Annotated in this window: 30 protein-coding genes and 3 pseudogenes; 16 read left to right on the top strand and 17 right to left on the bottom strand. The window is 71.2% G+C overall.

Annotated features, from left to right (window positions below):
- Nucleotides 1-5: 5 nt before the first annotated feature.
- On the bottom strand, nucleotides 6-1,322 hold the full coding sequence (locus LP418_RS13700) for a S8 family peptidase (RefSeq protein ID WP_257956685.1): 1,317 nt from the start codon (nucleotides 1,320-1,322) through the stop codon (nucleotides 6-8).
- A gap of 98 nt (nucleotides 1,323-1,420) precedes the next feature.
- Here LP418_RS13700 and LP418_RS33435 point away from each other — a divergent pair, with 98 nt between their 5' ends.
- From LP418_RS33435 to LP418_RS13680, 4 genes are read left to right on the top strand one after another with little or no spacing between them, the layout of a single operon-like run.
- Nucleotides 1,421-1,948 carry a tetratricopeptide repeat protein gene (locus tag LP418_RS33435; RefSeq protein ID WP_442940195.1) on the top strand — a complete coding sequence of 176 codons (528 nt, stop codon included), beginning with the start codon at nucleotides 1,421-1,423 and terminating at the stop codon, nucleotides 1,946-1,948.
- Nucleotides 1,836-2,864: a hypothetical protein gene (locus tag LP418_RS13690; RefSeq protein WP_257956683.1), complete on the top strand. Its 1,029-nt coding sequence runs from the start codon at nucleotides 1,836-1,838 to the stop codon at nucleotides 2,862-2,864. The genes LP418_RS33435 and LP418_RS13690 overlap by 113 nt, the downstream gene beginning before the upstream one ends.
- The gene (locus tag LP418_RS13685; protein ID WP_257956682.1) at nucleotides 2,861-3,484 is read left to right on the top strand and encodes a hypothetical protein; all 624 of its coding nucleotides are present in this window, start codon (nucleotides 2,861-2,863) and stop codon (nucleotides 3,482-3,484) included. Before LP418_RS13690 ends, LP418_RS13685 begins: the two co-directional genes overlap by 4 nt.
- Nucleotides 3,450-4,130 carry a CHAT domain-containing protein gene (locus LP418_RS13680; protein WP_257956681.1) on the top strand — a complete coding sequence of 227 codons (681 nt, stop codon included), beginning with the start codon at nucleotides 3,450-3,452 and terminating at the stop codon, nucleotides 4,128-4,130. Before LP418_RS13685 ends, LP418_RS13680 begins: the two co-directional genes overlap by 35 nt.
- Nucleotides 4,131-4,140: 10 nt before the next feature.
- On the opposite strand, the gene LP418_RS13675 is transcribed toward LP418_RS13680, so the two are convergent.
- The 8 genes and pseudogenes from LP418_RS13675 to LP418_RS13640 form a co-directional block, all read right to left on the bottom strand.
- The gene (locus LP418_RS13675; protein WP_257956680.1) at nucleotides 4,141-4,368 is read right to left on the bottom strand and encodes a hypothetical protein; all 228 of its coding nucleotides are present in this window, start codon (nucleotides 4,366-4,368) and stop codon (nucleotides 4,141-4,143) included.
- 61 nt (nucleotides 4,369-4,429) lie between these two features.
- Nucleotides 4,430-4,714 (bottom strand): Fic family protein, encoded by a 285-nt coding sequence (locus LP418_RS33430; RefSeq protein ID WP_442940194.1) that lies wholly within the window; start codon nucleotides 4,712-4,714, stop codon nucleotides 4,430-4,432.
- Nucleotides 4,715-4,727: 13 nt separating this feature from the next.
- Nucleotides 4,728-5,261, bottom strand: coding sequence for a hypothetical protein (locus LP418_RS13670; protein WP_257956679.1), 534 nt, complete (start codon nucleotides 5,259-5,261; stop codon nucleotides 4,728-4,730).
- Between the two features lie 179 nt (nucleotides 5,262-5,440).
- Nucleotides 5,441-6,636, bottom strand: a pseudogene (gene hutI, locus LP418_RS13665) (imidazolonepropionase).
- Between the two features lie 129 nt (nucleotides 6,637-6,765).
- Nucleotides 6,766-7,911: pseudogene (locus tag LP418_RS13655) on the bottom strand (formimidoylglutamate deiminase); the annotation flags it as partial.
- A gap of 36 nt (nucleotides 7,912-7,947) precedes the next feature.
- Nucleotides 7,948-8,067, bottom strand: coding sequence for a hypothetical protein (locus LP418_RS13650; protein WP_336275990.1), 120 nt, complete (start codon nucleotides 8,065-8,067; stop codon nucleotides 7,948-7,950).
- Nucleotides 8,068-8,155: 88 nt separating this feature from the next.
- Complete coding sequence (locus LP418_RS13645) at nucleotides 8,156-9,172, bottom strand: allantoate amidohydrolase (RefSeq protein WP_257956677.1); 1,017 nt, start codon at nucleotides 9,170-9,172, stop codon at nucleotides 8,156-8,158.
- A gap of 199 nt (nucleotides 9,173-9,371) precedes the next feature.
- A complete protein-coding gene (locus LP418_RS13640) occupies nucleotides 9,372-9,716 on the bottom strand; it encodes a hypothetical protein (protein WP_257956676.1) in 345 nt (114 codons plus the stop codon).
- A gap of 25 nt (nucleotides 9,717-9,741) precedes the next feature.
- On the opposite strand from LP418_RS13640, the pseudogene LP418_RS30915 reads away from it, so the two are divergent.
- From LP418_RS30915 to LP418_RS13620, 5 genes and pseudogenes are all read left to right on the top strand, one after another.
- Nucleotides 9,742-10,008: pseudogene (locus LP418_RS30915) on the top strand (histidine kinase); the annotation flags it as partial.
- 31 nt (nucleotides 10,009-10,039) lie between these two features.
- A complete protein-coding gene (locus LP418_RS33425; protein ID WP_442940267.1) occupies nucleotides 10,040-10,459 on the top strand; it encodes a sensor histidine kinase in 420 nt (139 codons plus the stop codon).
- Nucleotides 10,460-10,470: 11 nt separating this feature from the next.
- Complete coding sequence (locus LP418_RS13630; protein ID WP_257957037.1) at nucleotides 10,471-11,145, top strand: response regulator; 675 nt, start codon at nucleotides 10,471-10,473, stop codon at nucleotides 11,143-11,145.
- An 80-nt stretch (nucleotides 11,146-11,225) separates the two neighbouring features.
- A complete protein-coding gene (locus LP418_RS13625; RefSeq protein WP_257956675.1) occupies nucleotides 11,226-11,942 on the top strand; it encodes a hypothetical protein in 717 nt (238 codons plus the stop codon).
- A complete protein-coding gene (locus LP418_RS13620) occupies nucleotides 11,936-12,274 on the top strand; it encodes a hypothetical protein (protein ID WP_257956674.1) in 339 nt (112 codons plus the stop codon). Before LP418_RS13625 ends, LP418_RS13620 begins: the two co-directional genes overlap by 7 nt.
- Here the strand turns inward: LP418_RS13620 and LP418_RS13615 are convergent.
- Complete coding sequence (locus LP418_RS13615; RefSeq protein ID WP_257956673.1) at nucleotides 12,223-13,332, bottom strand: PLP-dependent cysteine synthase family protein; 1,110 nt, start codon at nucleotides 13,330-13,332, stop codon at nucleotides 12,223-12,225. The genes LP418_RS13620 and LP418_RS13615 overlap by 52 nt on opposite strands.
- A gap of 25 nt (nucleotides 13,333-13,357) precedes the next feature.
- Between LP418_RS13615 and LP418_RS13610 the strand changes: the two genes are divergently transcribed.
- From LP418_RS13610 to LP418_RS13600, 3 genes are all read left to right on the top strand, one after another.
- Nucleotides 13,358-13,723 (top strand): nitroreductase family protein, encoded by a 366-nt coding sequence (locus LP418_RS13610; RefSeq protein ID WP_257956672.1) that lies wholly within the window; start codon nucleotides 13,358-13,360, stop codon nucleotides 13,721-13,723.
- Nucleotides 13,708-13,941 carry a nitroreductase family protein gene (locus LP418_RS13605; protein WP_257956671.1) on the top strand — a complete coding sequence of 78 codons (234 nt, stop codon included), beginning with the start codon at nucleotides 13,708-13,710 and terminating at the stop codon, nucleotides 13,939-13,941. Before LP418_RS13610 ends, LP418_RS13605 begins: the two co-directional genes overlap by 16 nt.
- A gap of 257 nt (nucleotides 13,942-14,198) precedes the next feature.
- On the top strand, nucleotides 14,199-14,897 hold the full coding sequence (locus tag LP418_RS13600; protein WP_257956670.1) for an isocitrate lyase/PEP mutase family protein: 699 nt from the start codon (nucleotides 14,199-14,201) through the stop codon (nucleotides 14,895-14,897).
- A gap of 120 nt (nucleotides 14,898-15,017) precedes the next feature.
- On the opposite strand, the gene LP418_RS13595 is transcribed toward LP418_RS13600, so the two are convergent.
- The 4 genes from LP418_RS13595 to LP418_RS13580 form a co-directional block, all read right to left on the bottom strand.
- Nucleotides 15,018-15,683, bottom strand: a complete 666-nt coding sequence (locus LP418_RS13595) for an MOSC domain-containing protein (RefSeq protein ID WP_257956669.1) — start codon at nucleotides 15,681-15,683, stop codon at nucleotides 15,018-15,020.
- 47 nt (nucleotides 15,684-15,730) lie between these two features.
- Nucleotides 15,731-16,504 (bottom strand): DUF427 domain-containing protein, encoded by a 774-nt coding sequence (locus LP418_RS13590; RefSeq protein WP_257956668.1) that lies wholly within the window; start codon nucleotides 16,502-16,504, stop codon nucleotides 15,731-15,733.
- 88 nt (nucleotides 16,505-16,592) lie between these two features.
- On the bottom strand, nucleotides 16,593-16,916 hold the full coding sequence (locus tag LP418_RS13585) for a hypothetical protein (RefSeq protein ID WP_257956667.1): 324 nt from the start codon (nucleotides 16,914-16,916) through the stop codon (nucleotides 16,593-16,595).
- Between the two features lie 48 nt (nucleotides 16,917-16,964).
- Nucleotides 16,965-17,237: a hypothetical protein gene (locus LP418_RS13580; RefSeq protein WP_257956666.1), complete on the bottom strand. Its 273-nt coding sequence runs from the start codon at nucleotides 17,235-17,237 to the stop codon at nucleotides 16,965-16,967.
- Between LP418_RS13580 and LP418_RS33420 the strand changes: the two genes are divergently transcribed.
- A complete protein-coding gene (locus LP418_RS33420) occupies nucleotides 17,118-17,414 on the top strand; it encodes a DnaJ family domain-containing protein (RefSeq protein WP_442940266.1) in 297 nt (98 codons plus the stop codon). The two genes, LP418_RS13580 and LP418_RS33420, sit on opposite strands and share 120 nt — an antisense overlap.
- A gap of 238 nt (nucleotides 17,415-17,652) precedes the next feature.
- Here LP418_RS33420 and LP418_RS13570 read toward each other — a convergent pair whose 3' ends face one another.
- A complete protein-coding gene (locus tag LP418_RS13570) occupies nucleotides 17,653-17,940 on the bottom strand; it encodes a hypothetical protein (RefSeq protein WP_257956664.1) in 288 nt (95 codons plus the stop codon).
- Between the two features lie 19 nt (nucleotides 17,941-17,959).
- On the opposite strand from LP418_RS13570, the gene LP418_RS13565 reads away from it, so the two are divergent.
- From LP418_RS13565 to LP418_RS13555, 3 genes are read left to right on the top strand one after another with little or no spacing between them, the layout of a single operon-like run.
- The gene (locus LP418_RS13565; RefSeq protein ID WP_257956663.1) at nucleotides 17,960-18,595 is read left to right on the top strand and encodes an HpcH/HpaI aldolase/citrate lyase family protein; all 636 of its coding nucleotides are present in this window, start codon (nucleotides 17,960-17,962) and stop codon (nucleotides 18,593-18,595) included.
- Nucleotides 18,571-18,732: a hypothetical protein gene (locus tag LP418_RS13560; protein WP_257956662.1), complete on the top strand. Its 162-nt coding sequence runs from the start codon at nucleotides 18,571-18,573 to the stop codon at nucleotides 18,730-18,732. Before LP418_RS13565 ends, LP418_RS13560 begins: the two co-directional genes overlap by 25 nt.
- 6 nt (nucleotides 18,733-18,738) lie before the next feature.
- Nucleotides 18,739-19,605, top strand: coding sequence for an HpcH/HpaI aldolase/citrate lyase family protein (locus LP418_RS13555; RefSeq protein ID WP_257957036.1), 867 nt, complete (start codon nucleotides 18,739-18,741; stop codon nucleotides 19,603-19,605).
- Between the two features lie 162 nt (nucleotides 19,606-19,767).
- Here LP418_RS13555 and LP418_RS13550 read toward each other — a convergent pair whose 3' ends face one another.
- A complete protein-coding gene (locus LP418_RS13550; protein ID WP_257956661.1) occupies nucleotides 19,768-20,175 on the bottom strand; it encodes a PucR family transcriptional regulator in 408 nt (135 codons plus the stop codon).
- The gene (locus LP418_RS13545; RefSeq protein WP_257956660.1) at nucleotides 20,172-20,984 is read right to left on the bottom strand and encodes a hypothetical protein; all 813 of its coding nucleotides are present in this window, start codon (nucleotides 20,982-20,984) and stop codon (nucleotides 20,172-20,174) included. The genes LP418_RS13550 and LP418_RS13545 overlap by 4 nt, the downstream gene beginning before the upstream one ends.
- Nucleotides 20,985-21,070 lie beyond the last annotated feature (86 nt).

The following is a 21,070-nucleotide window of genomic DNA, read 5'->3' as shown; positions in this document are numbered from 1 at the left end:
TCGCGTCATAGTGGGTGAGTCGGTTGACTGGGCTCAGTTGTTGGGCTCGAGCACCGGCCCGACGCCCCGGCGACCCGCGCTGCGCGCCTCAGCCAGAGCTCGTCGGCAGCGTGACGCGCGCTGACTCCCTTCTGGCTCATCCGGGCCGCGATCAGGCCTGAGACGAGGGGCGTGGAGAAGGACGTGCCGCTCCACTTCGCCAGACCCCGGAACTCCCGCTTGACCGGCGGGTTGTTGTTCGGCGGCTGGTGGCAGTAGAACGTGCCGGTCGGGTAGGCGTTGACCGGGTCGGTGCCGAGTGCGTAGACGTCCACCCAGCTGCCGAAGTTGGAGTAGTCGGCTCGCTTGCCATCCGCATCGAGCGCGCCAACGGAGACGGTCCACGGGAAGGCGGCTGGCCAGAACGGCAGCCGGTGTGAGTCATTGCCCGCCGCGGCGACGAGGATCGTGCCCTTCTGGTGGCTCAACCGCTGCTCCCAGAACACCTCAAAACTGAGAAGTGGCAGCTCATCACGTGTGGGGCACCCGGCCGAGAGCGAGATGATGTCGGGACTCAGGGCCAGTGCCTCCCCGAGCTGGATCACCATCTCCGACTCGTAGGCAGCGCCACCGGTGGGGAGGAAGCCCTCGACCCGGATCTGCGCCTTCGGGGCCCGGGTGCGGACGACGCCGGCGATGAAGGTGCCGTGCCCGGCGTAAGGGTGGATGTGGTCGAGATCGATGGTCTCCGGGTCACCCGTGACGCCGTCCAGCCGGGGCGACGGTGAATCGAGGGCCGCCGCAGCTGGCCACCAGCCCGTGTCCACGACAGAGACGAACACTCCGGTGCCCGCTCCAGAGTCGCTGGTGATGGGCGGGTGCGGCGCCACGGCGCCATCCAGTTCTTCTGGCTCGGTTGCGGGGCAGCACTGCCCGCACCCGCCGGGCGTGACGAACATGATGTGATCGGGGGTGGCGATGCCGACTCCCATCTCTCGGTCGACCCGCTCCAAATGGCCGGTCGTGTCATTCTCGTCATCGAGCGGCAGCTTCAGCACCGTCAGGCCGCGCATCTGCTGCGAGCGCCCGCCATCCACCCGCTCCGCGCCCAGCAGCTCGGCGACATCCGACCAGTGTTCGTCTCGTGCGAGCACGTAGCCGAGGCGATACAGGTAGGAGAGCCAACCGTCCTCGGTCCAGACGGCGGCAGCTGCGTCGGGCCCGCCCATCGCCTTGATCAGATAGCGCACCTGCTCGCGCAGGATCTCCTTCTGCAACCGATCGTTCTTGTCGTCCGCGTCGCGACCGGAGTCGCCCTTCGCGTCTGTTGGCGAATTGTCCATGACGGTCCCCCCATGGGCTTGGATGGAGCGTGACGGGCGACGCCGGAGCGGCGGGCCTCGCCTGAGAGTAGCCATTCACCGCGAGGGTCGGGAGGAAAATGGAGGTGTCAGATCCTGCTGGCGACGCCCTCCTCGCACTGGCCCTCGCCGAGCCCGACCGTGCAGCATCGATCGCGCGAGCGTCGATCCATGGCGAAAAGGACGCGCCCGCGCTCTCGTACGCCCATCACGCCCTCGGGATCGTGCTCCGCGACCGCGGCGACATCGACCTCGCCCTGAGCCATCTCAGGACGGCGCGCCGGCTCGCGGAACGGGCCGGCGTCGGCGATCGGGTCGCGGACGTTCGGGCGACGCTCGGTGCGACCTACGCCATGCAGGGACGGACAGCGGCTGCCCTGCGCGAGCTCAACGCGGCGGTTCGCGGTGCCACACAAAGCGGCAACGTACGACCCGGGGCCTTGATGCGCCGGGCTCACGTGCATGCCCATCTGGGCAACGTCCCCGAGGCTCGCGATGACCTACGGGAGGCCGTGCCCAGCCTCCGACAATCCGGCGACGCAACCTCGGGAAGCCCGGGCCCTGAACCTGCGCGCCTACCTCGCCATGATGCAGGGAGACTTCGCTGAGGCCGAACGGGACTTGCGCGAGGCCGAGACCGTCTTCGTCCGGCTGAAACAGCCTTTCGGAGAATTGGTGGTCTTGCACAACCTCGCGCTCATACGGTTCTTCCGGGGAGAGCTGCCGGCGACATTGTCGGCCTTCGCAGATCTCACCGCGCGCTACACAACACTGGGCGAGCCGCACCTTGAGCTGGCGATGGACAACGCCCGAGCCCTGCTGGTGGCAGGCCTGTCCGACGAGGCGGTCGACGTGATCGATGCAGCTTCGGAATGGGCGCACACCCGACCACGGGCCAGCGCCGAGTTGCTCCTGATGCAGGCAAGTGCGCGGCTCGGCCAGCATCGCCCCGGGGACGCACTTGCCGACGCTGCTGCCGCCCGGCGGCTGTTCGTCCGACAGCAGCGCGACTGGTGGCGCATCCGCGCCGACCTCGTCGCCCTCCGTGCCCGGATCGAGCTCGGCCGCGGGTCCCGACGAGCCGCCGTTGCACTGGCCGATTCCCCGGCCGACGACCGCACCGAGGACGGAGTGCTGGCCGCACTCCTCGCCGGTCGTGAGCTCGCGCGCTCGGATCCGGCCCGCGCTTCGACGTACCTCTCGAAGGCAGCGCTCGGACGGCACCGGGGGAATCCGCTCAGCCGCAGCACCGCCCGGCTGGCTCATGCTCTGGACCCGGAGGTGCAGGGACGACCGCGGGGTGCTGCAGGCAGTGGGGCAGGGGCTCGACGCATTGGCCGAGCACCGCGCGTCCCTCGGCAGTCCGGAACTGCGCGCCCTCACCGCGATCCACAGTTCAGATCTGGCCGCCCCGGCAGTGCGACACGCTCTTCCGCGCGGTCCGCGGGCTCTGGTGCTGTGGAGCGACCGGGGGCGCGCAGCGTCCTTGAGCGGAACCGGTGGCTGCGCCGACGGATCCGGTGATCGACGACCTGCTCGCGACGATCCGTGGGCTCTCGCACCGGATCACCGAGGAGTCCGACCCCGCCGGGATCCGGGCCCTGACGCGGTCGCGGGCCGCGAAGGAGCGTGCAGTCCGTCTGGCGTGGGCGGCGACGGCTGGATCAGGTGGGCGGACCAGCACAATGTCTTCCGCTGAGCTCGTGGCGCAACTGGCAGACCGGATCTTGGTGCAGCTCGTGAACGTGGACGGCACGCTGCATGCCGTCGTGGTGCGAGACGGTCGCTGGCGAACGCTTCGCGTCGGTCCACTGGAGGTAGCGCAGCAAGCGATGGACCGCGCGCTGTACGGACTTCGGAGCGCAACGCGCGGCCGGCCCATCTCACTGGAGCCGCTTGGGCTGCGTTTGGAGGCCACCCTTCTCGGGCCGTTGTCTCGCTGGCTGCCGCCGGACCGGGCGGTCGTCATCTCCCCGCCCGCCGCGTTCCTCGGAGCCCCGTGGGGGCTCATCCCTTCCTTGCACGACCGATCGTTCTCGCTGACGCCGTCCGCCACTGCATGGGTACGCGCCTGCCAAGGCCCAGCCGACGTCGGCTCGGGCTGTGTTCGTGGCAGGACCCGGTCTGCCGAGCGGTGGCGGTGAGGTCGTGGCCGTCGCTGCTCTTCGCCCGGGCGCGACCCGTCTCGTGTCCCACGAGGCGACCGTCGCTGCTGTCCTCGCCTCCCTCGACGGCGCCGGCCTCGCGCACATCGCCGCGCACGGCACCTTCCGCTCCGAGAGCCCGATGTTCTCCAACCTGCAGCTGGCCGACGGGCCGCTCACGGTCGACGACATCCACCGGCTCGCGAAGCCGCCGCACCGGATTGTCCTCCCCGCCTGCCGATCCGGCGTCGTCGCGGCCATCGGCGGTCAGGACGTCATCGGCTTCGCGTCGGCGTTGCTGACCCAGGGGCACTGCGGGAGTGATCGCGTCGATCGCGGACGTGGACGACGTCGCCACCGTCCGGGTGATGCTGTCCCTGCACGCCGGCCCGGCGTCCGGGCAGCGACTCGACGAGGCCCTCGCCGGTGCGCGTCGATCGGCGTACGGCGAACCCGTCCGCCACGCGACGGCGGTGCTGTTCGCGGCGATGGGTGCGGCGTAGGCCGCTCTTCGCTCTCTCGTGTCGGCCTGCGGCCGACGAAGTGGCAGCCGGCTCGTCGGACGTCAGCCGGGATGTCCGACGATGTGGCTGCCCGGGCGACCGGGTCGTCGGACGTCCCGCTCAACGTCCGACGAAGTGGCTAGCGTTCGCACGTCAGGACTCGCGTCGGGGCGCAGCAGCAATGCGCACCCCGAGATCGTCCAACTCTTCCGCCACTGAAGCGGCGATCCAGACTTGGCCGCGGGTGCGGTTGGTCAGCGGCTTGATGACGCCCGCCTCGTGCAGCCGGGCGATCGCCGCATATGCACTCGAAGGCGCTCCTCCGAGCCTGAGCGCTGCCTCGTCTGCCGAGAAGATGGGGTGGTCGAGCAGGCCGTCCACAAGGTTCGCTGCAGCGCTCCCCGTCGTGGAGAACCGGACGTCTCGCGCCACTGGTCAGGCATCAGCGCGAGCCGTTCGGCCGTGACACGCGACTCCCGGGCGGCGATCCTCGAACCCACCGCGAACATGCGGACGATGAGACCCGCGTCCCCGTCGCGATAGGCACCGAGCGCGTCGAAGTAGCTGTCGCGGCGAGCAACGATCGCTGACGCCGGGGGACTACGACGCGACGGGTCGCACCCCGCCGCCGAAGGACCGTGTTGATCAGAGCTCGACCGATGCGGCCGTTACCGTCGGTGAACGGGTGGATCGACTCGAACTGGGCGTGGACGACTGCGGCCTGCATCAGCACCCCGACGTCATTTCGGTTCTGCAAACTCCATGAGGTCACCGAGCAGCGGCTCCACCATGCGTGCCGGCGGCGGGACGTAGAGCGCACCACGAGGTGAGTGGTCAGACCCACCGATCCAGTTCCGCACATCTCGTGGGCGGCCCGCGGACGCACGCTCAAGCGGGTCATCAGCCATCAGTGTGGCGTGCGCAGCGAAGACGTCGGCGAGCACGACGGCTCCACCTTCATCAACGGAGTCGATGAGATCCTTGAGGGCGTCGGTGGACGCGACCATCGATGTGGCCGACGCATTGGACCTGACTCCGTGCAGCGCCCGGGCGTAGTCGTCGACCGACGCCTCGACGTACTCGATCTTTGAGGACGCGACTGACTCGGCTCTGATCAGCAGCGTTGACAAGGAGCCGAGGTGAGCACCGTGAGTCTCGTCGAGGCTCGCAATCTCGCGAAGCGCGTCGTCCATCCGCGCACCTACCTCGGCGGGAACTGTGACGTCGACCATGGCTAGTCGCGGCGGCACGCGGGTGATCACCTCCCGCAACATCCGGTCGTCGCGCGATCCCCCGCGGAACGTCTGCCGCCATGGCTCGAGCAGGTCCTCGTGGGTTGGGACCCGCGATCGAGCCGCCAGATGCTGTCATCACCGCCTCCTCAGTGAGAACAGCCTAGCCGCTATTCCGACTTATGAGTATTAAGTCGGAATAGCTCGATCGCTATTCCGACTTACGCCATCGTCGTGACCGGGCGACCGCCCTGCCAGACGCCGGCGACGAGGGGGACGCCCGGGCGGTAGGCGAGGTGCAGGTAGGAGGGGGCGTCGAGCAGCACGAGGTCCGCGCGCTTGCCCACCGCGATCACGCCGACGTCGTCGCGGTCGAGGGCCTTCGCGCCCATCGCGGTGGCGGCGTGCAACGCCTCGGCCGGGCTCATCCGCATCTCCCGGACGGCGAGCGCGATGCAGAGCGCCATCGAGGACGTGAAGCAGGAGCCGGGGTTGCAGTCGCTGGCGATGGCCACCTGCACGCCGGCATCGATCAGCTTGCGCGCATCGGGATAGGGGTGCCGGGTCGAGAACTCGACGCCCGGGAGCAGCGTCGCGATCGTTCCGGAGTCGGCGAGGGCGCTGACGTCGTCGTCGGCGAGGTAGGTGCAGTGGTCCACCGCGACGAGGCCGAGCTCGGCGGCGAGCTTGACGCCACCGCCGTACGTCAGCTGGTTGGCGTGGAGGCGACCTCGGAGGCCGTTGTCGGTGCCCGCTGCCGGGATCGCTCGTGCCCGGTCGACGTCGAAGGCGCCGTCCTCGCAGAAGACGTCGATCCATCGGGCGTACGGCGCCGCCGCCGCCAACATCGCCCCGGTGACCAGCTCGACGTAGTCCTCGGGGGTGGTGTCGCTCGGCACGACATGGGCGCCGAGGAAGGTCGTGTCCTCGGTGAAGTTCCCGGCCACGGCGAGCGAGCGTGCCTCGTCGTGGACCGACAAGCCGTAGCCGCTCTTGATCTCCAGTGAGGTGGTGCCCCGGGCCCGCATCTCGGCAACGAGACGGGCGACGTGCGACATGAGCTGTTCGTCGGTGGCCGCGCGAGTGGCCGCAACGGTGGTGCGGATGCCGCCGGCGGAATAAGGCTCCCCGTCATGCGGGCGGCGAACTCCTGCGCGCGATCGCCCGAGAACACCGGGTGGCTGTGGCTGTCCACGTAGCCCGGGATCACCGCGCGCCCACCCGCGTCGTAGGCGGTGTCGGCCGCGGGCGCTTCCGCCGCCGGGCCGACCCGGGCGATGGTGCTGCCCTCGAGCACGACGGCGGCGTCGTCGACGAGCCCGAGGATTCCGGTCGGGTCCCGGTGGTCGTCGTGCTCAGGCCGGGTTGCGTCGTTGGTGACCAGCTCACCGATGCCGGTGATCAGGATGCTGCTCACAGCGCCCACACCTTCCCGATCGCCCTGGGCCAACTCGCGGCCGACCTGCTCGGCGTCAGCCTGCCGGAAGACGACGCGCCCGTCGACCATGGTCTGGGTGACGTCGGCCGCGCCCGCGGCAAAGACGACCGTGTGCTCGTCGCCGCCGGTGCCCGCGGTGCGAGGGCTGACCGTGTCGAGGGTGACGAGGTCGGCGCGCATGCCGACGGCGATCGCGCCCGCGTCGTCCCAGCCGAGGCTGGCGTGCCCGGCCGTGGTCGCGGCCTCGACCGGGTCGGCCGCCTGCCAGTGCCCGCGCTGCTGGGTGACCGGGCGCTCGTCGAGCTCGACGGCGCGCATCTCCTCGAAGAGGTCGATGACCGCGTGGCTGTCACTGCCCGGGGGTCAGGCGCGCGCCCGCGTCGGCGAGTGCGCGGCTGGGGCCGACGCCGTCACCGAGGTCGCGTTCGGTGGTCGGGCAGAAGGAGGGCGAACGCGCGCTTCACCCGGGAGCGCGATGTCCTCGTCGGTCAGGTGCGTGGCGTGCACCGCGCTCGTCAACGGCCCGAGGAGGCCGTGATCGGCGAGGAGCCGCGTGGGCGTCACGCCGTACGCCGCCATGCAGCCGTCGTTCTCGGCGACCTGCTCGGAGAGGTGCACGTGGAGGGGGCGACCCTCCGCCCAGTTGGCGAGCGGGGTCAGCGCGGAGGCGGGCACCGACGGGAGGGCGCGGACCGAGTGCAGCGCGACGGCAATCAACGCGCAGTCGGTCCCGGTCAGGGCGTCGACGCGGGACGCCCGGGCGTCGGCCGACCCGTCGTCGTACCGCACCTGCGCGCCCTCGGGCGGAGCGCCGAAGCCGGAGGAGAGATAGAGCGTGTCGAGCAGCGTGATCCGCAGCCCGGCGACGCGGGCTGCCTCGATCAGGGCGAGACCCATCGCGTTGGGGTCGTCGTAGGGGCGGCCGTCGGGCTGGTGGTGGAGGTAGTGGAACTCGCCGACGCAGGTGATCCCGGCGGCGACCATCTCGCGGAAGGTGGCCGTCGCGAGGGCGAGGTAGGTGTCGGGGTCGAGGCGCTCGGCGACGGAGTACATCTGCTCGCGCCACGTCCAGAACGAGCCGCGCTCGTGCTGCGTGCGGCCGCGGAGGGCACGGTGGAACGCGTGGCTGTGGGTGTTCGCGAGGCCGGGGATGGTGAGGCCGTTCAGGCGTTCGGCCGCGCCCGACAGGGTGCCCGGTTCGACGGATGCGAAGCGGCCGTCGGCGACCTCCGACGAGCACGTCGTCGCGCACACCTCCGGGGAGGAGGGCGCGCTCGAGGAGGTAGGTCGTCACGACGCCAGCTTTGCCAACGTGTCGGCGAGCGCCTCGACCCCAGCGAGACAATCCGCCATCTCTGCGAACTCGTCCGGCGAGTGCGAGACCCCGGTCGGGTTGCGGACGAAGAGCATCGCGGTCGGGATGCCGGCGGCCGACAGGATGCCGGCGTCGTGTCCGGCCTGCGTCGGGATGATCGGCCAGTCGCCGATCGCCGAGAGGTCACGGGCCGGAGTCGGGGTCGAACGCGACCGACCCGGAGACGGACTCGGCGGTGACGGTCAGCGACGTGCCGTCGCGGTCGGCGCGCTCGGTGCCCCGGCGGGAGATCGCGCCGACCAGCTCGGCGAGCGCGTCGTCGGAGCTGCACCGTGCGTCGAGCCGGGCGGTGACGCGGGAAGGGACGGCGTTGGTGCCGTTGGGCGCGACCTCGATCCGGCCGAAGGTGGCGCGCTGCTCGGCGAGGCGGGCCTGCTTGTTCGCGGCCAGCGCGGTCATCGCATAGGTGAGCATCGGGTCGCGGCGGTCCTCCATCCGGGTGGTGCCGGCGTGGTTGGCCTCGCCCTCGAAGTCGAAGCGGTAGCGCCCGTGCGGCCAGATCTCACTGGCCACGCCGACGGCGACATCGCGGTCGACGAGGTCGCGGCCCTGCTCGACATGGAGCTCGACGAAGACGCCGACGTCGTCGAGGGAGAGCAGGCCCTTCGAGGGATCGAGGCCGGCGTCCGAAACCGCGTCGCCGAGGAAGACACCGTCACGGTCGCGGCGCTCGCGCGCGTCGGCCCACTGTGATGCGCCGGTGACGAGCCGGGAACCGAGGCAGGCCAGCCCGAAGCGCGAGCCCTCCTCCTCGGTGAAGACCGAGACGCCGATCGGGCGCTGCGGCGAGAACCCACGAGCGCGCAACACGTCGACCGCCGCGAGGGCGGAGACCACGCCCAGCGGGCCGTCGTACGCACCGCCGTCGAGGACTGAGTCGAGGTGGGAGCCGGTGAGGACGGCTTGGTTTCGTGACGGTCGCTGCGCGACCTCCTCAACCTCCGACGCAGAGGGTCGCCACCGGGCGACCCGGTTGCCCACCCCGTCGGTCTCGAGCTCGAGGCCACGGGCCAGCGCGGCCTCGGTGAACCACGAACGCAGCTCCGACTCCGCCGAGGTCCGGGGCTGGCGGAAGTAGCCGCCCGAGGATGCGGACCGGCCCACCGCGTGGAGGTCGCGCCACATCGCCTCGAAGGTCATGGGGTGAGTCCATCGGGTCAGGCCCTCGCGGTCAACGACGAGGCGGACCGCAGCGTCTCGGATCTGAGACAGCAACAGCCGCTAGGTTGGGCGACGTGACCACGCTCGCGCCCACGTCGCCCGGACCGCGCTGGCTCGGGGGCCGTGGGACAGGCACTCCCGGCGGTGGTGCTCGCGGCGCTGCTGCTGCCGGTGAGCTTCACGTCCGTACGCGACGGCGACACCGGCGCCGCCCGGGACCGTCGTCCTCCCGGCCGCCCCGGTGGCGATCCACGCAGCGGTCGGGGTCGCGCACCGCTGGCCGCGCGCGGCCTTCGGCCCGGGCTGCCTCGCGATGCTGCTCCTCGCGGCCGGCCCCGACCTCGGCGGGCCGACGGCGATCGAGGCGGGCGGGGAGTACGCACCCTTGCTGCTGCCGACGAGCCCGGTGTTCTTCGTGCTGCTCTACGCCGTCGCCGCGCACTCGCAGCAGCCGTGGCCGACGGTCGCCCTCGGGATCGGCCCCGGTCGGCTGCCTGCTCACGGTCGTGCGGCTGTGGGACACGCAGTTCATCCTGCCCGTCTCGGCGATGTGGGTGTGGCGGCTGTTCCTGACGGTGTCCGTGCTGGGCGGTACGGCGGCCGCGTGGGCGCTGGGCCGATACCGCGCGACCCGGATGGCGTGGGTCGGGGCGCTGGCCGAGCAGGGCGCCGCCGACGAGCGTCGCCGGATCGCCCGCGAGATGCACGACGTCGTGGCGCACTCGCTGGCGGTGATGGTCGCCCGTGCCGAGGGCGGCCGGATGGCGGTGACAACACGACCCGATCGCGCGGCGGAGATCCCGGACGCGATCGCCACCTCGGGTCGCGAGGCCCTCGCCGAGATGCGTGGCCTCCTCGGCGTCCTGCGCGACGACGCCGGGGACGGGCCGCCGCAGCCGACACTGGCCGACCTGCCGGACCCGGGTCGAGCAGGTGCGCGCCGCCGGTCTCCCGGTCGACCTCTCGGTCACGGGCGAGCCGCGGCACCTGCCGCTGCTGCGGGAGCTGGCGGCGTACCGCGTCGTCCGAGAGGCCCTGACCAACGTGGTCAAGCACGCACCGCCGGACTCACCCACGAGCGTCACGCTGACCCGGGAGACGAAGGCATTGCAGGTCGTGGTCAGCAACCGCGGCGAGACCGCGCCCCGGGAGGACGGCGGCCGTGGCCTCATCGGCATGCGCGAGCGCCTCGCCGCCGTCGGCGGGACGCTGAGCGCCGGGCCGGTCGAGGACGGCTGGCGCGTCGAGGCGAGGATTCCGGCATGATCGACGACGGCATGACTGACGACGAGCAGATCCGGGTGGCCATCGTCGACGACCGGGAGCTGATGCGCAGCGCCCTGCGGATGATGGTCGAGTCGCAACCCGACCTGCGACTCGTCGGCGAGGCAGCCGACGGCATCGAGGCGCTGGCCCTCGTCCGCGAACGTCGCGTCGACGTCGTGCTCATGGACCTGCGAATGCCGCGCCTCGACGGCATCGAGGCCACGGCCCGGATCGTCAGCGAGCTGCCCCGCACCAAGGTCGTGGCGCTCACGACCTTCGACCTCGACGACTACGCCTTCCCCGCCATCCGAGCCGGCGCCAGCGGGTTCCTGCTCAAGGACGCGCGGGCCGAGGAGATCGTGGAGGCGATCCGGATCGTGCACGCCGGCCACGGCGTCGTCGCGCCCTCGACGACCCGGCGCCTGATCGAGCACGTCGCGACCTCCAGCCCGGGACCCGCGGGTGGCGAGGGCGTGCTCGCGAAGCTGACGCCGCGCGAGGCCGACACGCTGCGCGAGATCGCCACCGGCGACACCAACGCCGAGATCGCCCGGCGCATGCACCTCTCCGAGGCGACCGTGAAGACCCACGTGGGCCACGTGCTCGCCAAGCTCGACCTCCGCGACCGCGTCCGGGCGGTCGTCCTCGCCTACGAGTCGGGCCTCGTCCGTCCGGGAGACAGCTGAGGAGATCTCATCCTCGAGGATGAGACAGCAGCGACCACAGAGGGACGTACGCCGCAGCGCGACGCGACAGCGTGGACGCCATGACCATCCTGCAGACACAACGAAGCACCGCTGCCACGGCGGCGGCCCCTCGCGCCGCCGGTCTGAGTCCCCGGCTCGCCGGCCTCTGGGCGGTGACCTACCTCGGCCTCGCCGCCCTGCACCTCGTCCGCGACACCGGCGCACCGTGGGTGCGGGACGCGGCGTCGGTCCTCGGCTCACTCTCCTCACCGGACGTCTCGTGGATCATCGTGGTCCTCGCCGTCCTCGGCCTGACCGGGCTGGGACTTCGGTCCCGCAGCCCGCGAGTCGCCGGTGCCCTGATGGTGACGACCGGGCTGGTCGTCGCCCTCGTGCTCGCCGACGCCCGCTCGCTCGTCTTCCCGGGCTACCTGCCGATGCTGCTCCTCGGGCTGGTCGGTGTCGGACCCATGGACCAGGTGGCGACCGAGGTGCTGGTGCCCGCGCTCGCCTCCGTCGGTGAGTCCGTCGGCGGGCTGGCGCTCGTGCTCACCGGCGTCGCCGCCCTGCGGGGCGCCACGTCCCGTCCCGGATTGCCGGTCGCGGTCGCTGCCCGCACGTGCCGCTGGGCTGTCGCGGTCGCCATCGCCGTACCCGCCTTCTATGCCTCCACCCGGCTGGCCCGGGCACTGGGCATCCCGTTCGGGGTCCGCGAGGAGTTCCCGGTCGAGCTCGGGGACGGCAAGTCTCGCCGGGCTCGGGCTGGCCCCCGGCGGCCCTCGTCGGCTGCGTGCTGACCGCCGGGCTGGTGATGCGCTGGGGCGAGGTCTTCTGGTCGTGGCTGCCGGTCATCGGCGGGCGCCCCGTGCCGGTGCGGATGGCCCTGCTGCCGTCGGTGTTCGTCGGGTCCGTGGTCTTCTCCGCCGGCCTCGCGTTCTGGCGGCTGATGTGGACCGGGCAGATCACCGACATCCCGGGCAACGAGGCCGACTGGGCCGCGTGGGTGCCGGAGCTGTTCTGGCCGCTGTGGGGCGTCGCGCTCGCGGTCGTGGGGCTCGCCTACGCCGTACGTCGGGCTCAGCCCGTCCAGACCCCGTCGTCCCGGGCGGTGGCGAGGACGGAGAGGTAGGGATCGAGGTCCCAGCCCTGCTCGGCGACCCGAGAGTCGGAGAAGTAGGTGTCGAGGTAGCGCACGCCGTCGTCGCAGAGCAGGGTCACGATCGAGCCCTCCTGCCCGGCGGCGTGCAGGTCGCAGGCCAGCTTCGTGGCGGCGTACAGCGCGGTGCCGGTCGAGGGACCGGCGAGCTGGCCGGTCCGTGCGCGGAGGAAGTGCGCGGTCGCGACCGACGCCGCGTCGGGCACCCGCACCAGCCGGTCGACGACGTCGGGCAGGAAGGACGGCTCGGCGCGCGGGCGGCCGATGCCCTCGATCCTCGAGCCGCAGGTCGTCTCGCCGCAGCCGGGGTCGCGGAAGGCCGCGAGGAACGCGGAGTTTTCGGGGTCGACCACGCACAGCCGGGTCGTCAGGCCGCGGAACCGGACGTAGCGACCGATCGTCGCGGACGTACCGCCCGTCCCCGCCCCGACGACCACCCATTCCGGCGAGGGGAAGCGCTCCATCCCGAGCTGCTCGAAGATCGACTCGGCGATGTTGTTGTTGCCGCGCCAATCGGTCGCCCGCTCGGCGTAGGTGAACTGGTCGAGGTAGTGCCCGCCGGTCTCGTCGGCCAGCGCGCGGGCGACGGAGTAGACGTCCGCGGGGTCGTCGACGAGCACGCACTTCCCGCCCTCGCGCTCGATCAGCGCGATCTTCGACGGCGAGGTCGACTTTGCCATCACCGCGGTGAACGGCAGGCCGAGCAGGTGCGCGAAGAACGCCTCGCTGACGGCCGTCGAGCCCGACGACGCCTCGACGACGTGCGTGCCCTCGGAGATCAGCCCGCTGCACAGGCCGTAGAGGAACAACGACCGCGCGAGCCGGTGCTTCAACGAGCCGGTCGGGTGCGTCGACTCGTCCTTGAGGTAGAGGTCGATGCCCGGGAAGGCCGGGATCCGCATCGCGTGCAGGTGGGTGTCGGCGGAGCGCGTCTGGTCGGCCTTGAGCTTGCGGATCGCCTCGATCACCCGGGCCCGCTCGGCGTGCCCCGACTGGTCGACCTCCAGCAAATGCTCCACGGACCCGGTCATGGACGGAGCGTGCCACAGTTGCGCCGTGGAGTTCCAAGAGGTCGTGCGACGTCGGCGGATGATTCGCCGGTACGCCGATGCGCCGGTCGACCCCGCGGTCGTGGACCGGCTCCTGTCCAACGCGGTCCGCGCACCCAACGCCGGCTTCACGCAGGGCTGGGCGTTCCTCGTCCTCGACACCCCGGCGGACGTGGCGCGCTTCTGGGCGTCTACGTCTCCGGACCCGGACGCCACCAACACCCGGCTCGAGGGCATGGGCACCGCGCCGGTGGTGATCGTGCCGATGTCGGACAAGGACGCCTACCTCTCAGCTACGCGGAGAGTGACAAGCGCGCGCCCGACTGGGCCGTCCCCTACTGGCACATGGACACCGCGATGGCGTCACTCCTGATCCTCCAGACCGCCGTCGACGAGGGCCTCGGTGCCTGCTTCTTCGGGGTCCCCGGCGCGCGGATCGACGCCTTCCGGGAGGCATTCGGCGTACCGGAGAACCTCAAGCCCATCGGTGGGATCACCGTCGGCCACCGGGTCGACGACACCGGAAGCCCGGGCTCGCCCGCCCGCCGTCCGCGGCGCACGAACGTGGTCCACCGCGGCCGGTATCGGTGACGGACCCCGGTATCCACCCGGTTACCAAAAGCCCCGATTCTGCGCCTCCATCGCGCGAGGTAAGTAACGCGTTACCTACCTCGCCGGCGAGGCCCCCGAAATCAGGAGATTTGGTAACCACCCATATACCGCTCCGTCGTGGGTGCGTCGGTCTGGGCCGTCTGCTCGGTGGCCGCGCCGTGCCGCAGGCCCCGTCCGCGGACTGACGACAGTCCTTTCCGCGGCTGCTTGGATGGCAGGCATGACCACAGACTCCGTTGCCAGCCGAGCCTCCGACCTCCCGGGCCCTGCACCGCGCCCCCGAGCTGCTGACCGTCGTCAACGTCTGGGACGCGATCAGCGCGAAGGTCGTCGCCGACACCGAGGGCACCAAGGCCCTCGCCACCGCCAGCCACTCCATCGCCGCCACGCTCGGCTATCCCGACGGGGAGAAGATCCCGGTCGAGGAGATGATCGACATGTGCCGCCGGATCGTCGAGACGACGTCACTGCCCGTCAGCGCCGACCTCGAGGGAGGGTACGGCGATGCGCCCGACACCGTCCGTCGCGCGATCGGCGTCGGCGTCGTCGGAGCCAACCTCGAGGACCAGATGAAGCCGCTCGCCGAGGCTGCCGCCCGGGTGGAGGCCGTGATGGCGGCCGCCGCCGCGGAGGGCGTGCTCGACTTCGTGCTCAACGCCCGGACCGACGTCTATGCCAAGTGGCGTGACCGCGACCGGGGCGAGGTGCTCGCCGAGGCGATCAAGCGCGGCAAGGCCTTTCTCGACGCCGGCGCGCCCGTCGTGTCTCGTCCCGGCGATCCACTCCGAGGAGGAGATCGTCGCCCCCGGTCGACGCCTTCGGCCCGCAGCGACTCACGACGATCGCCATCCCCGGCAACCCGTCGCTCGAGCGCCAGCAGGAGCTCGGCGTCGCTCGCGTTTCCCACGGGCCGATGTCGCAGCGGGTCGCGCTGACCGCATTGCAGGAGCTCGTGGAGGAAGTGCACCGGGGCGGCGGCGTACCGAAGACGATGCGTCAGTTGAACTGACTGCTCGAGTCGAGTGATGAACTGGCTCCATCCACGGTGGAGTCCATCACTCGACTCGACGAGACAGCACCCGGGTGAAGTGGCCGCGGCTCTCGTCGTCGAGGTCGTCGTGGGCCAGCGCAACCTGCATCTCGGACAGGTCGCCCATCCACGCGGCAAGCAACGCCGGGATCAGCAGCCCCGACCCCGACTTCGTGACGCGGATCGAGTCCCCCGGGCGGATCACCCCGGGCGAGACGACGGCGAGATAGGTCCCGGCTCGGCCGCGCGCGGCGAACCGCTTGACCCAGCCCTTCTCCCCCATCCGCCCGGCGAAGGTCGAGCACGGCACGCGCGGTGCGCTGACGCGGAGCACGGCGCCTCCGACCGTCCACACGTCGCCGTACTCGGAGGCGTCGACGTCGAGCCCGAGGGTGGTGATGTTCTCGCCGAACATGCCGTTGGGCAGGTCGCGACCGAGCTCGCCCGACCAGTGGTCGAGCTCCTCGCGCGAGACGGCGTAGACCGCCTGCTCGGAACCCCCGTGGTGCCGGCCACTGCCGATGAAGTCACCCTCCACCCCCGAGAGACCAGCACCACCCGGACCCCGTCGCTTCGGGCCCGGGTCCGCGACCGAGATGAGAGGGGCGGGCACCTTCGCGATGCCGGTCGGGGTCGACTTCCCGCTGCGCGGTGAGGGCGAGCCGACGTTGACGGAGAGGACGGAGACCATGGGCGGACCCTACGGAGCGGGTCCCGCGAGCGCGACGGGTTTCGGGCTCACTCGCCGCCGGGACGCTGCTCGGCCTTGCTGAACGGCGACACCGGGCGCTCGAGCAGGACGCCGTCGACGCGCAGGTCCACGAGCTCGTTGTAGAACGCGATCCGACCCTCGATCCCCGCCACCGTCGGCAGCGGCGAGGCGTAGGACCACGCGACGTTGGCGACCGAGGGCGGCCCGGGGAAGCTCCAGTAGGCATCCGCGGTGCCCTTGTAGGGGCAGGTCGAGACGTTGTCGGTCGCGACCGGGAGGTCCAGCCGGACGTCGTCGCGCGGCAGGTAGTAGCGCGTCGGCAGGTGGGTCTCGAGCAGCACCACCGGCCGGTCGCTCTCGGCGACCACCTCGTCACCGATCGTCACCGACACGTGGCGTGAGCTGTGCAGCGCCTCCACCCGCTTGTGCGGGTCGCGCGGGTGCAGGCCGACCGGCTCGTCCTCCTCGGTCCAGCTCAGTCGGCCGGGCTCCCGTGTCAGCGACACCGGGTCGGGCAGGTCCTCGAAGGTCCACGCGCCGCACTCCACGACCTCGTCGCCGGCCACGACGTCATACCACTGCGTCACCGGCTGGTGCGGTCCGAAGAACCACTCCCCGGCGTACGCCGATGCGTCCGTCGGCCTCAGGGCGCCCGGCGTCACCTCGGTGCGGGCGAAGCCGTAGACCGGCGGGAATCCGCCCTGCCACACGAGCAGCGGGGTGCGTGACTCGACGACCACCTCGTCGCCGAGGCGACCGCGCACCCACTTGTCGATGTGCTCGGTGCGGCTCTCCTCCATCAATCGATGATGGCACCGTCGAGGCCATCGAGCCATCCCCAAGCGAGAGGCCCCGGCAGGGCGCCGGGGCCTCGTCGAAGGTGCTGGATCAGTTCGTCGCCGGCGTCATGCAGGCCGCGACCGTCTCGGTGCTGATGTCGGTCAGGGCCTTCTCGTCGGCGTCGGAGGCCTCGTAGTCCTCGTCCTTGTCGACCATCGCGTTGAGGGCGTCATCGGACAGGTCCGACTCGTGGAACGCCTTGGCCACGCAGTCGGCCTGCTCCTCGGGGATCGAGAAGTCCTCGCCGCCGATCTCTCCGCCTTCGCTGAGCACGGTGCTGATCTCGTCGACCGACGGGCGTCCGTCGCCGCCGCCACAGCCCGCGAGAAGAACCACCGTCGCCGCCAGCGCGATTCCAAGCTTCCCGGTCATGTGTGCCCCCACTGGTTGGCCGGGCGAGTCCCGGCACTCGACCGCAACCTAGCGGAACCGGTTGACCGGCCGAATTATCGTGGCTGCATGGACGAGCAGCAGCACGACCACGACGAGGCCGAGCGCGCGAAGCGCTCCAACGAGACCGCGGCGGCAGCACGGATCCAGCACCAGACGCAATGGGTCGAGCAACAGCTGCGGATCGCGCAGGAGCGCGGCGACTTCGACGACCTGCCCGGCGCCGGCAAGCCGCTCCGGGGGTTGGGCACCGAGCACGACCCCCGACTGGTGGCTGAAGAAGCTCGTCGAGCGCGAGCGCATCAGCGTGCTGCCGCCCGCCCTCGCGCTCCGCAAGGAGGATGCCGAGCTCGACGCACGTCTCGACGCGATCCCGGCGGAGCCCGAGGTGCGCCGCGAGGTCGAGGACTTCAATGCGCGGGTGCTCAAGGCGCGCTACACCGCCGTCGACGGGCCACCCCTCATCACCATGCCGCGTGACGTCGACGAGACCCTCGAGGCGTGGCGGGATCGGCGTACGGCGAAGCTGGCGGCCCGGCAGGTGCCGCGCGCGCCCGAGCCCGAGCCGAAGCGGCGCGGGTTTTTCCGCCGGCGCTCGGGATAGTCCGACCCGTGCCCATGGGTGCGATTCGGTATGACGATCCGGTGGGGGCCCGTCTCGCGTGGGATCCGTCATACCGTGGAGCCCCCGCGTTTAGGTAGGTTCGCGCCCATGCGTTCAAGCAAGGACTTCTTCCGCCCGCTCGCCGTCGGCGCCCCGCAGCCCGTGACCGAGATCCCCGCTCGCCCGAGCCGCGCGATCCACTTCTTCGATCCGTCGAACGAGAAGATGGCCGCCAAGATCCCGCAGATGGTCGGCACCGTCGACGTGCTCCTCGGCAACCTCGAGGACGCCGTCAAGGCCGACAACAAGGAGGCCGCCCGCGCCGGCCCTGGTCCGGATCGCGAAGGAGACTGCCGAACTGGGAGGGCAGAGCGGTCCGACGCAGCTGTGGACCCGGATCAACGCGCTCGACAGCCCGTGGGTGCTCGACGACCTCACGACGCTGGTCGCCGAGATCGGCGACAAGCTCGACGTCATCATGGTCCCGAAGGTGCAGGGCGCCGAGGACATCCACTACATCGACCGGATCCTCGCGCAGCTCGAGGCGAAGGCCGGCCTGACCCGGCCGATCCTCGTGCACGCGATCCTCGAGACCGCCCGCGGCGTCGCCAACGTCGAGGAGATCTGCGGCGCCTCGCCGCGCATGCAGGGCCTCTCGCTCGGCCCGGCCGACCCGGCTGCCGACCGCCGGATGAAGACCACCCGCGTCGGCGGTGGCCACCCGGGCTACCTCGTGCGCGAGGACCCCAACCCCGACCAGCCCGAGGCACGTCGCTCCACGTTCCAGCAGGACCTGTGGCACTACACGATCTCCCGCATGGTCGACGCCTGCGCGATGCACGGCATCTACCCCTACTACGGCCCCTTCGGTGACATCGCCGACGTGACCGCGTGCGAGGACCAGTTCCGCAACGCCTTCCTGCTCGGCTGCGTCGGCACCGGAGCCTGCACCCCAAGCAGATCGAGATCGCCAACCGCGTCTTCGCCCCCAGCGTCGAGGACATCACGCACGCCCGCCGCGTGGTCGCGGCCATGGGCGACGGCACCGGTGCGGTGATGCTCGACGGCAAGATGGAGGACGACGCCTCCCTCAAGCAGTGCCCGGTCATGGTCGAGCTCGCCGAGCAGCTCGCGGCGATCGACCCGGTCCTGAAGGCGCAGTACGACGCGATCCAGATCGAGGCGCACGCATGAGCACCGCTGACTTCCCGCCCCCGCCGCTCGGTCCTCTACATGCCGAGCTCCAACGCCAAGGCGCTGGAGAAGGCCAAGACCCTCCCCGTCGACGGCATCATCTTCGACCTCGAGGACGCCGTCGCCCCCGACGCCAAGGACGAGGCCCGCGCGGCCGCCGCCGCGGCCGTCCAGTCCGGTGCGTACGGCGAACGCGAGCTGATCATCCGGGTCAACAGCATCGGCACCGAGTGGCACGACGCCGACATCGTCGCGGCAGCCGCGGCCGGCCCCGACGTGGTGCTGGTGCCCAAGGTCAACTCCGCCGAGGAGGTCCACCAGCTCGTCGCCGCGCTCGAAGCCGCCGGCGCGCCGGAGAAGACGTCGCTGTGGGCGATGGTCGAGACCCCGATCGGGATGCTCAACGCGCTGTCGATCGCGCAGGCGTCCCCGCGCCTGACCGGCTTCGTGATGGGCACCAACGACCCGGTGAAGGAGCTCTACGCCGAGCACGTCCCCGGCCGCCAGCCCGTCATCACCGGTCTCGGCCTCGCCCTGCTCGCGGCCCGCGCCGCCGGCATCGTGATCATCGACGGGGTCTACAACAACGTGAAGGACACCGACGGCTTCCTCGCCGAGTGCGAGCAGGGCCGGCAGATGGGCTTCGACGGCAAGACACTGATCCACCCCGGCCGGGTCGAGGGCGCCAACACCGCGTTCGCGCCCAACGAGCAGGCCGTCGAGGACGCTCGCGGCATCCTCGAGGCGTGGGACAACCGCACCACCGGCGTGGTCACCTACAACGGCCGGATGGTGGAGAACCTCCACGTCGAGTCGGCCCAGCGGACGCTCTCGATCCACGACGCGATCGTGGCGCTGCAGGCGACCGCCTGACCGAGGTGGGTTCGCGTCGGCGTACGGGCTGAAGTTCCACTCGCAGGAGTGGAAGTTCAGGCCTGATCCCCCAACCCCACGCTCAACCCCCGATGAAGTTCCACTCGCACGAGTGGAAGTTCAGCGGGAGCCGAAAGGATCCAGACGCTGGGACCCGGGCGATCAGTCCCCCCGCACCAGCCGGACGGCCAGCAACAGGTCGATGAGCTCGTCCACGCGGCGTACGTCGCAGCCGGTCCGCTCGGCGATCCGCTCGAGCCGGTAGTAGACCGTGTTGGGGTGCACCGTCAGTGCCATCGCGGCCTCCTTCGCGTTGAGGTTGGCCGCGATGTAGGCCTTCAGGGTGTCCACGAAGACGCCGCTGGACTCCGTGTCCTCGGCCGAGAAGGCCCGGATCGCCGGCTTCACCAGCCGGGCACCGTCGTCGCCCCGGGAGTGCACGAGGAAGTCGAGGGTCGACATCTCCTCGATCAACCGCAGCCCCGGCGCCCCGTGCAGGGACGTGCGAGCGTGGGTGGCCTCGTCGTACGCCGCCGGCACCCCCGACCAGCCAGCGTGGGCGCCACTCATCCCGACGCTCGGGGAACACGTCGCGGGCGGCCAGTGAGGCGAGCGACTTGCGGACCGCGGTCACGACGCGGTCGGTCGTCGAGTCCCTGACCGGCAGCACCGCGACGACCCCGTCGTGGCGGGCCACCACGAGGCCGGGCCACGCGGCATTGAGCACCGCCCGCACGGGGCCGAAGTCGAGCCCCTGCCCGCCGAAGCAGGCGGCGACGACCACCAGCTCGGCGTCCTCCTCGAGCCCAGCGGCCACGAGGTGGGCTCGCCGGGGAGCGACCACCGGGGGGCGCCCGTCGAGCAGGTCCTCGAGCAGGTCGCGGGCGACGCGCGCTGTCGGCGACGCGGTATTGCTGAGCCTCGAGGTAGGACACGGCCGCGGCGGTGCTGCCCACCTCGATCGTGCGCATCACCCGGGTGACCACGCGCAGCGCGGCCTTCTGCGTGTCCGGTCGGGCCGCGACGCCTTCGAGGATGTCGTCCCAGAGCGTGATCTGCCCGATCCGGAAGGCTGACATGAAGTCGGGCAGCGCGATGCCCAGCTCCACCCGGCGCATGGCATGGCTGGCGGTCCAGGGGAAGTCCTGCGACACCGGGTCCCGTCGCCCGTCGAGCGCCCCGAGGAAGGCCGCGAACACACGGCGGCAGTGCGCCTCCACCTCCGAGCGCAGGGCGGCGTCGGCGAGCTGGCGGTAGGCGGACACCTCGCTCCAGATCGATTCCGTCGCCGCGAAGGCGGTCTGGTTGACCCGCTCTCCCACCCAGCGTCCCGGGACGCGGGTCCCCGCAGCGACCTCGAGCTCACGCGTCCTCGGCAACGCGATGCACCTGTCTTTCGGTTTGTGATCGGGCCACAACGCGCCGCCGCGACTCTGGCGACACGCACATAGACCGAGGGGACCCC

It is taken from the genome of Nocardioides sp. B-3, from assembly GCF_024703895.1.
In the GTDB taxonomy this organism is placed as follows: domain Bacteria; phylum Actinomycetota; class Actinomycetes; order Propionibacteriales; family Nocardioidaceae; genus Nocardioides.
This window is presented reverse-complemented; position numbering and strand designations above follow the sequence as displayed.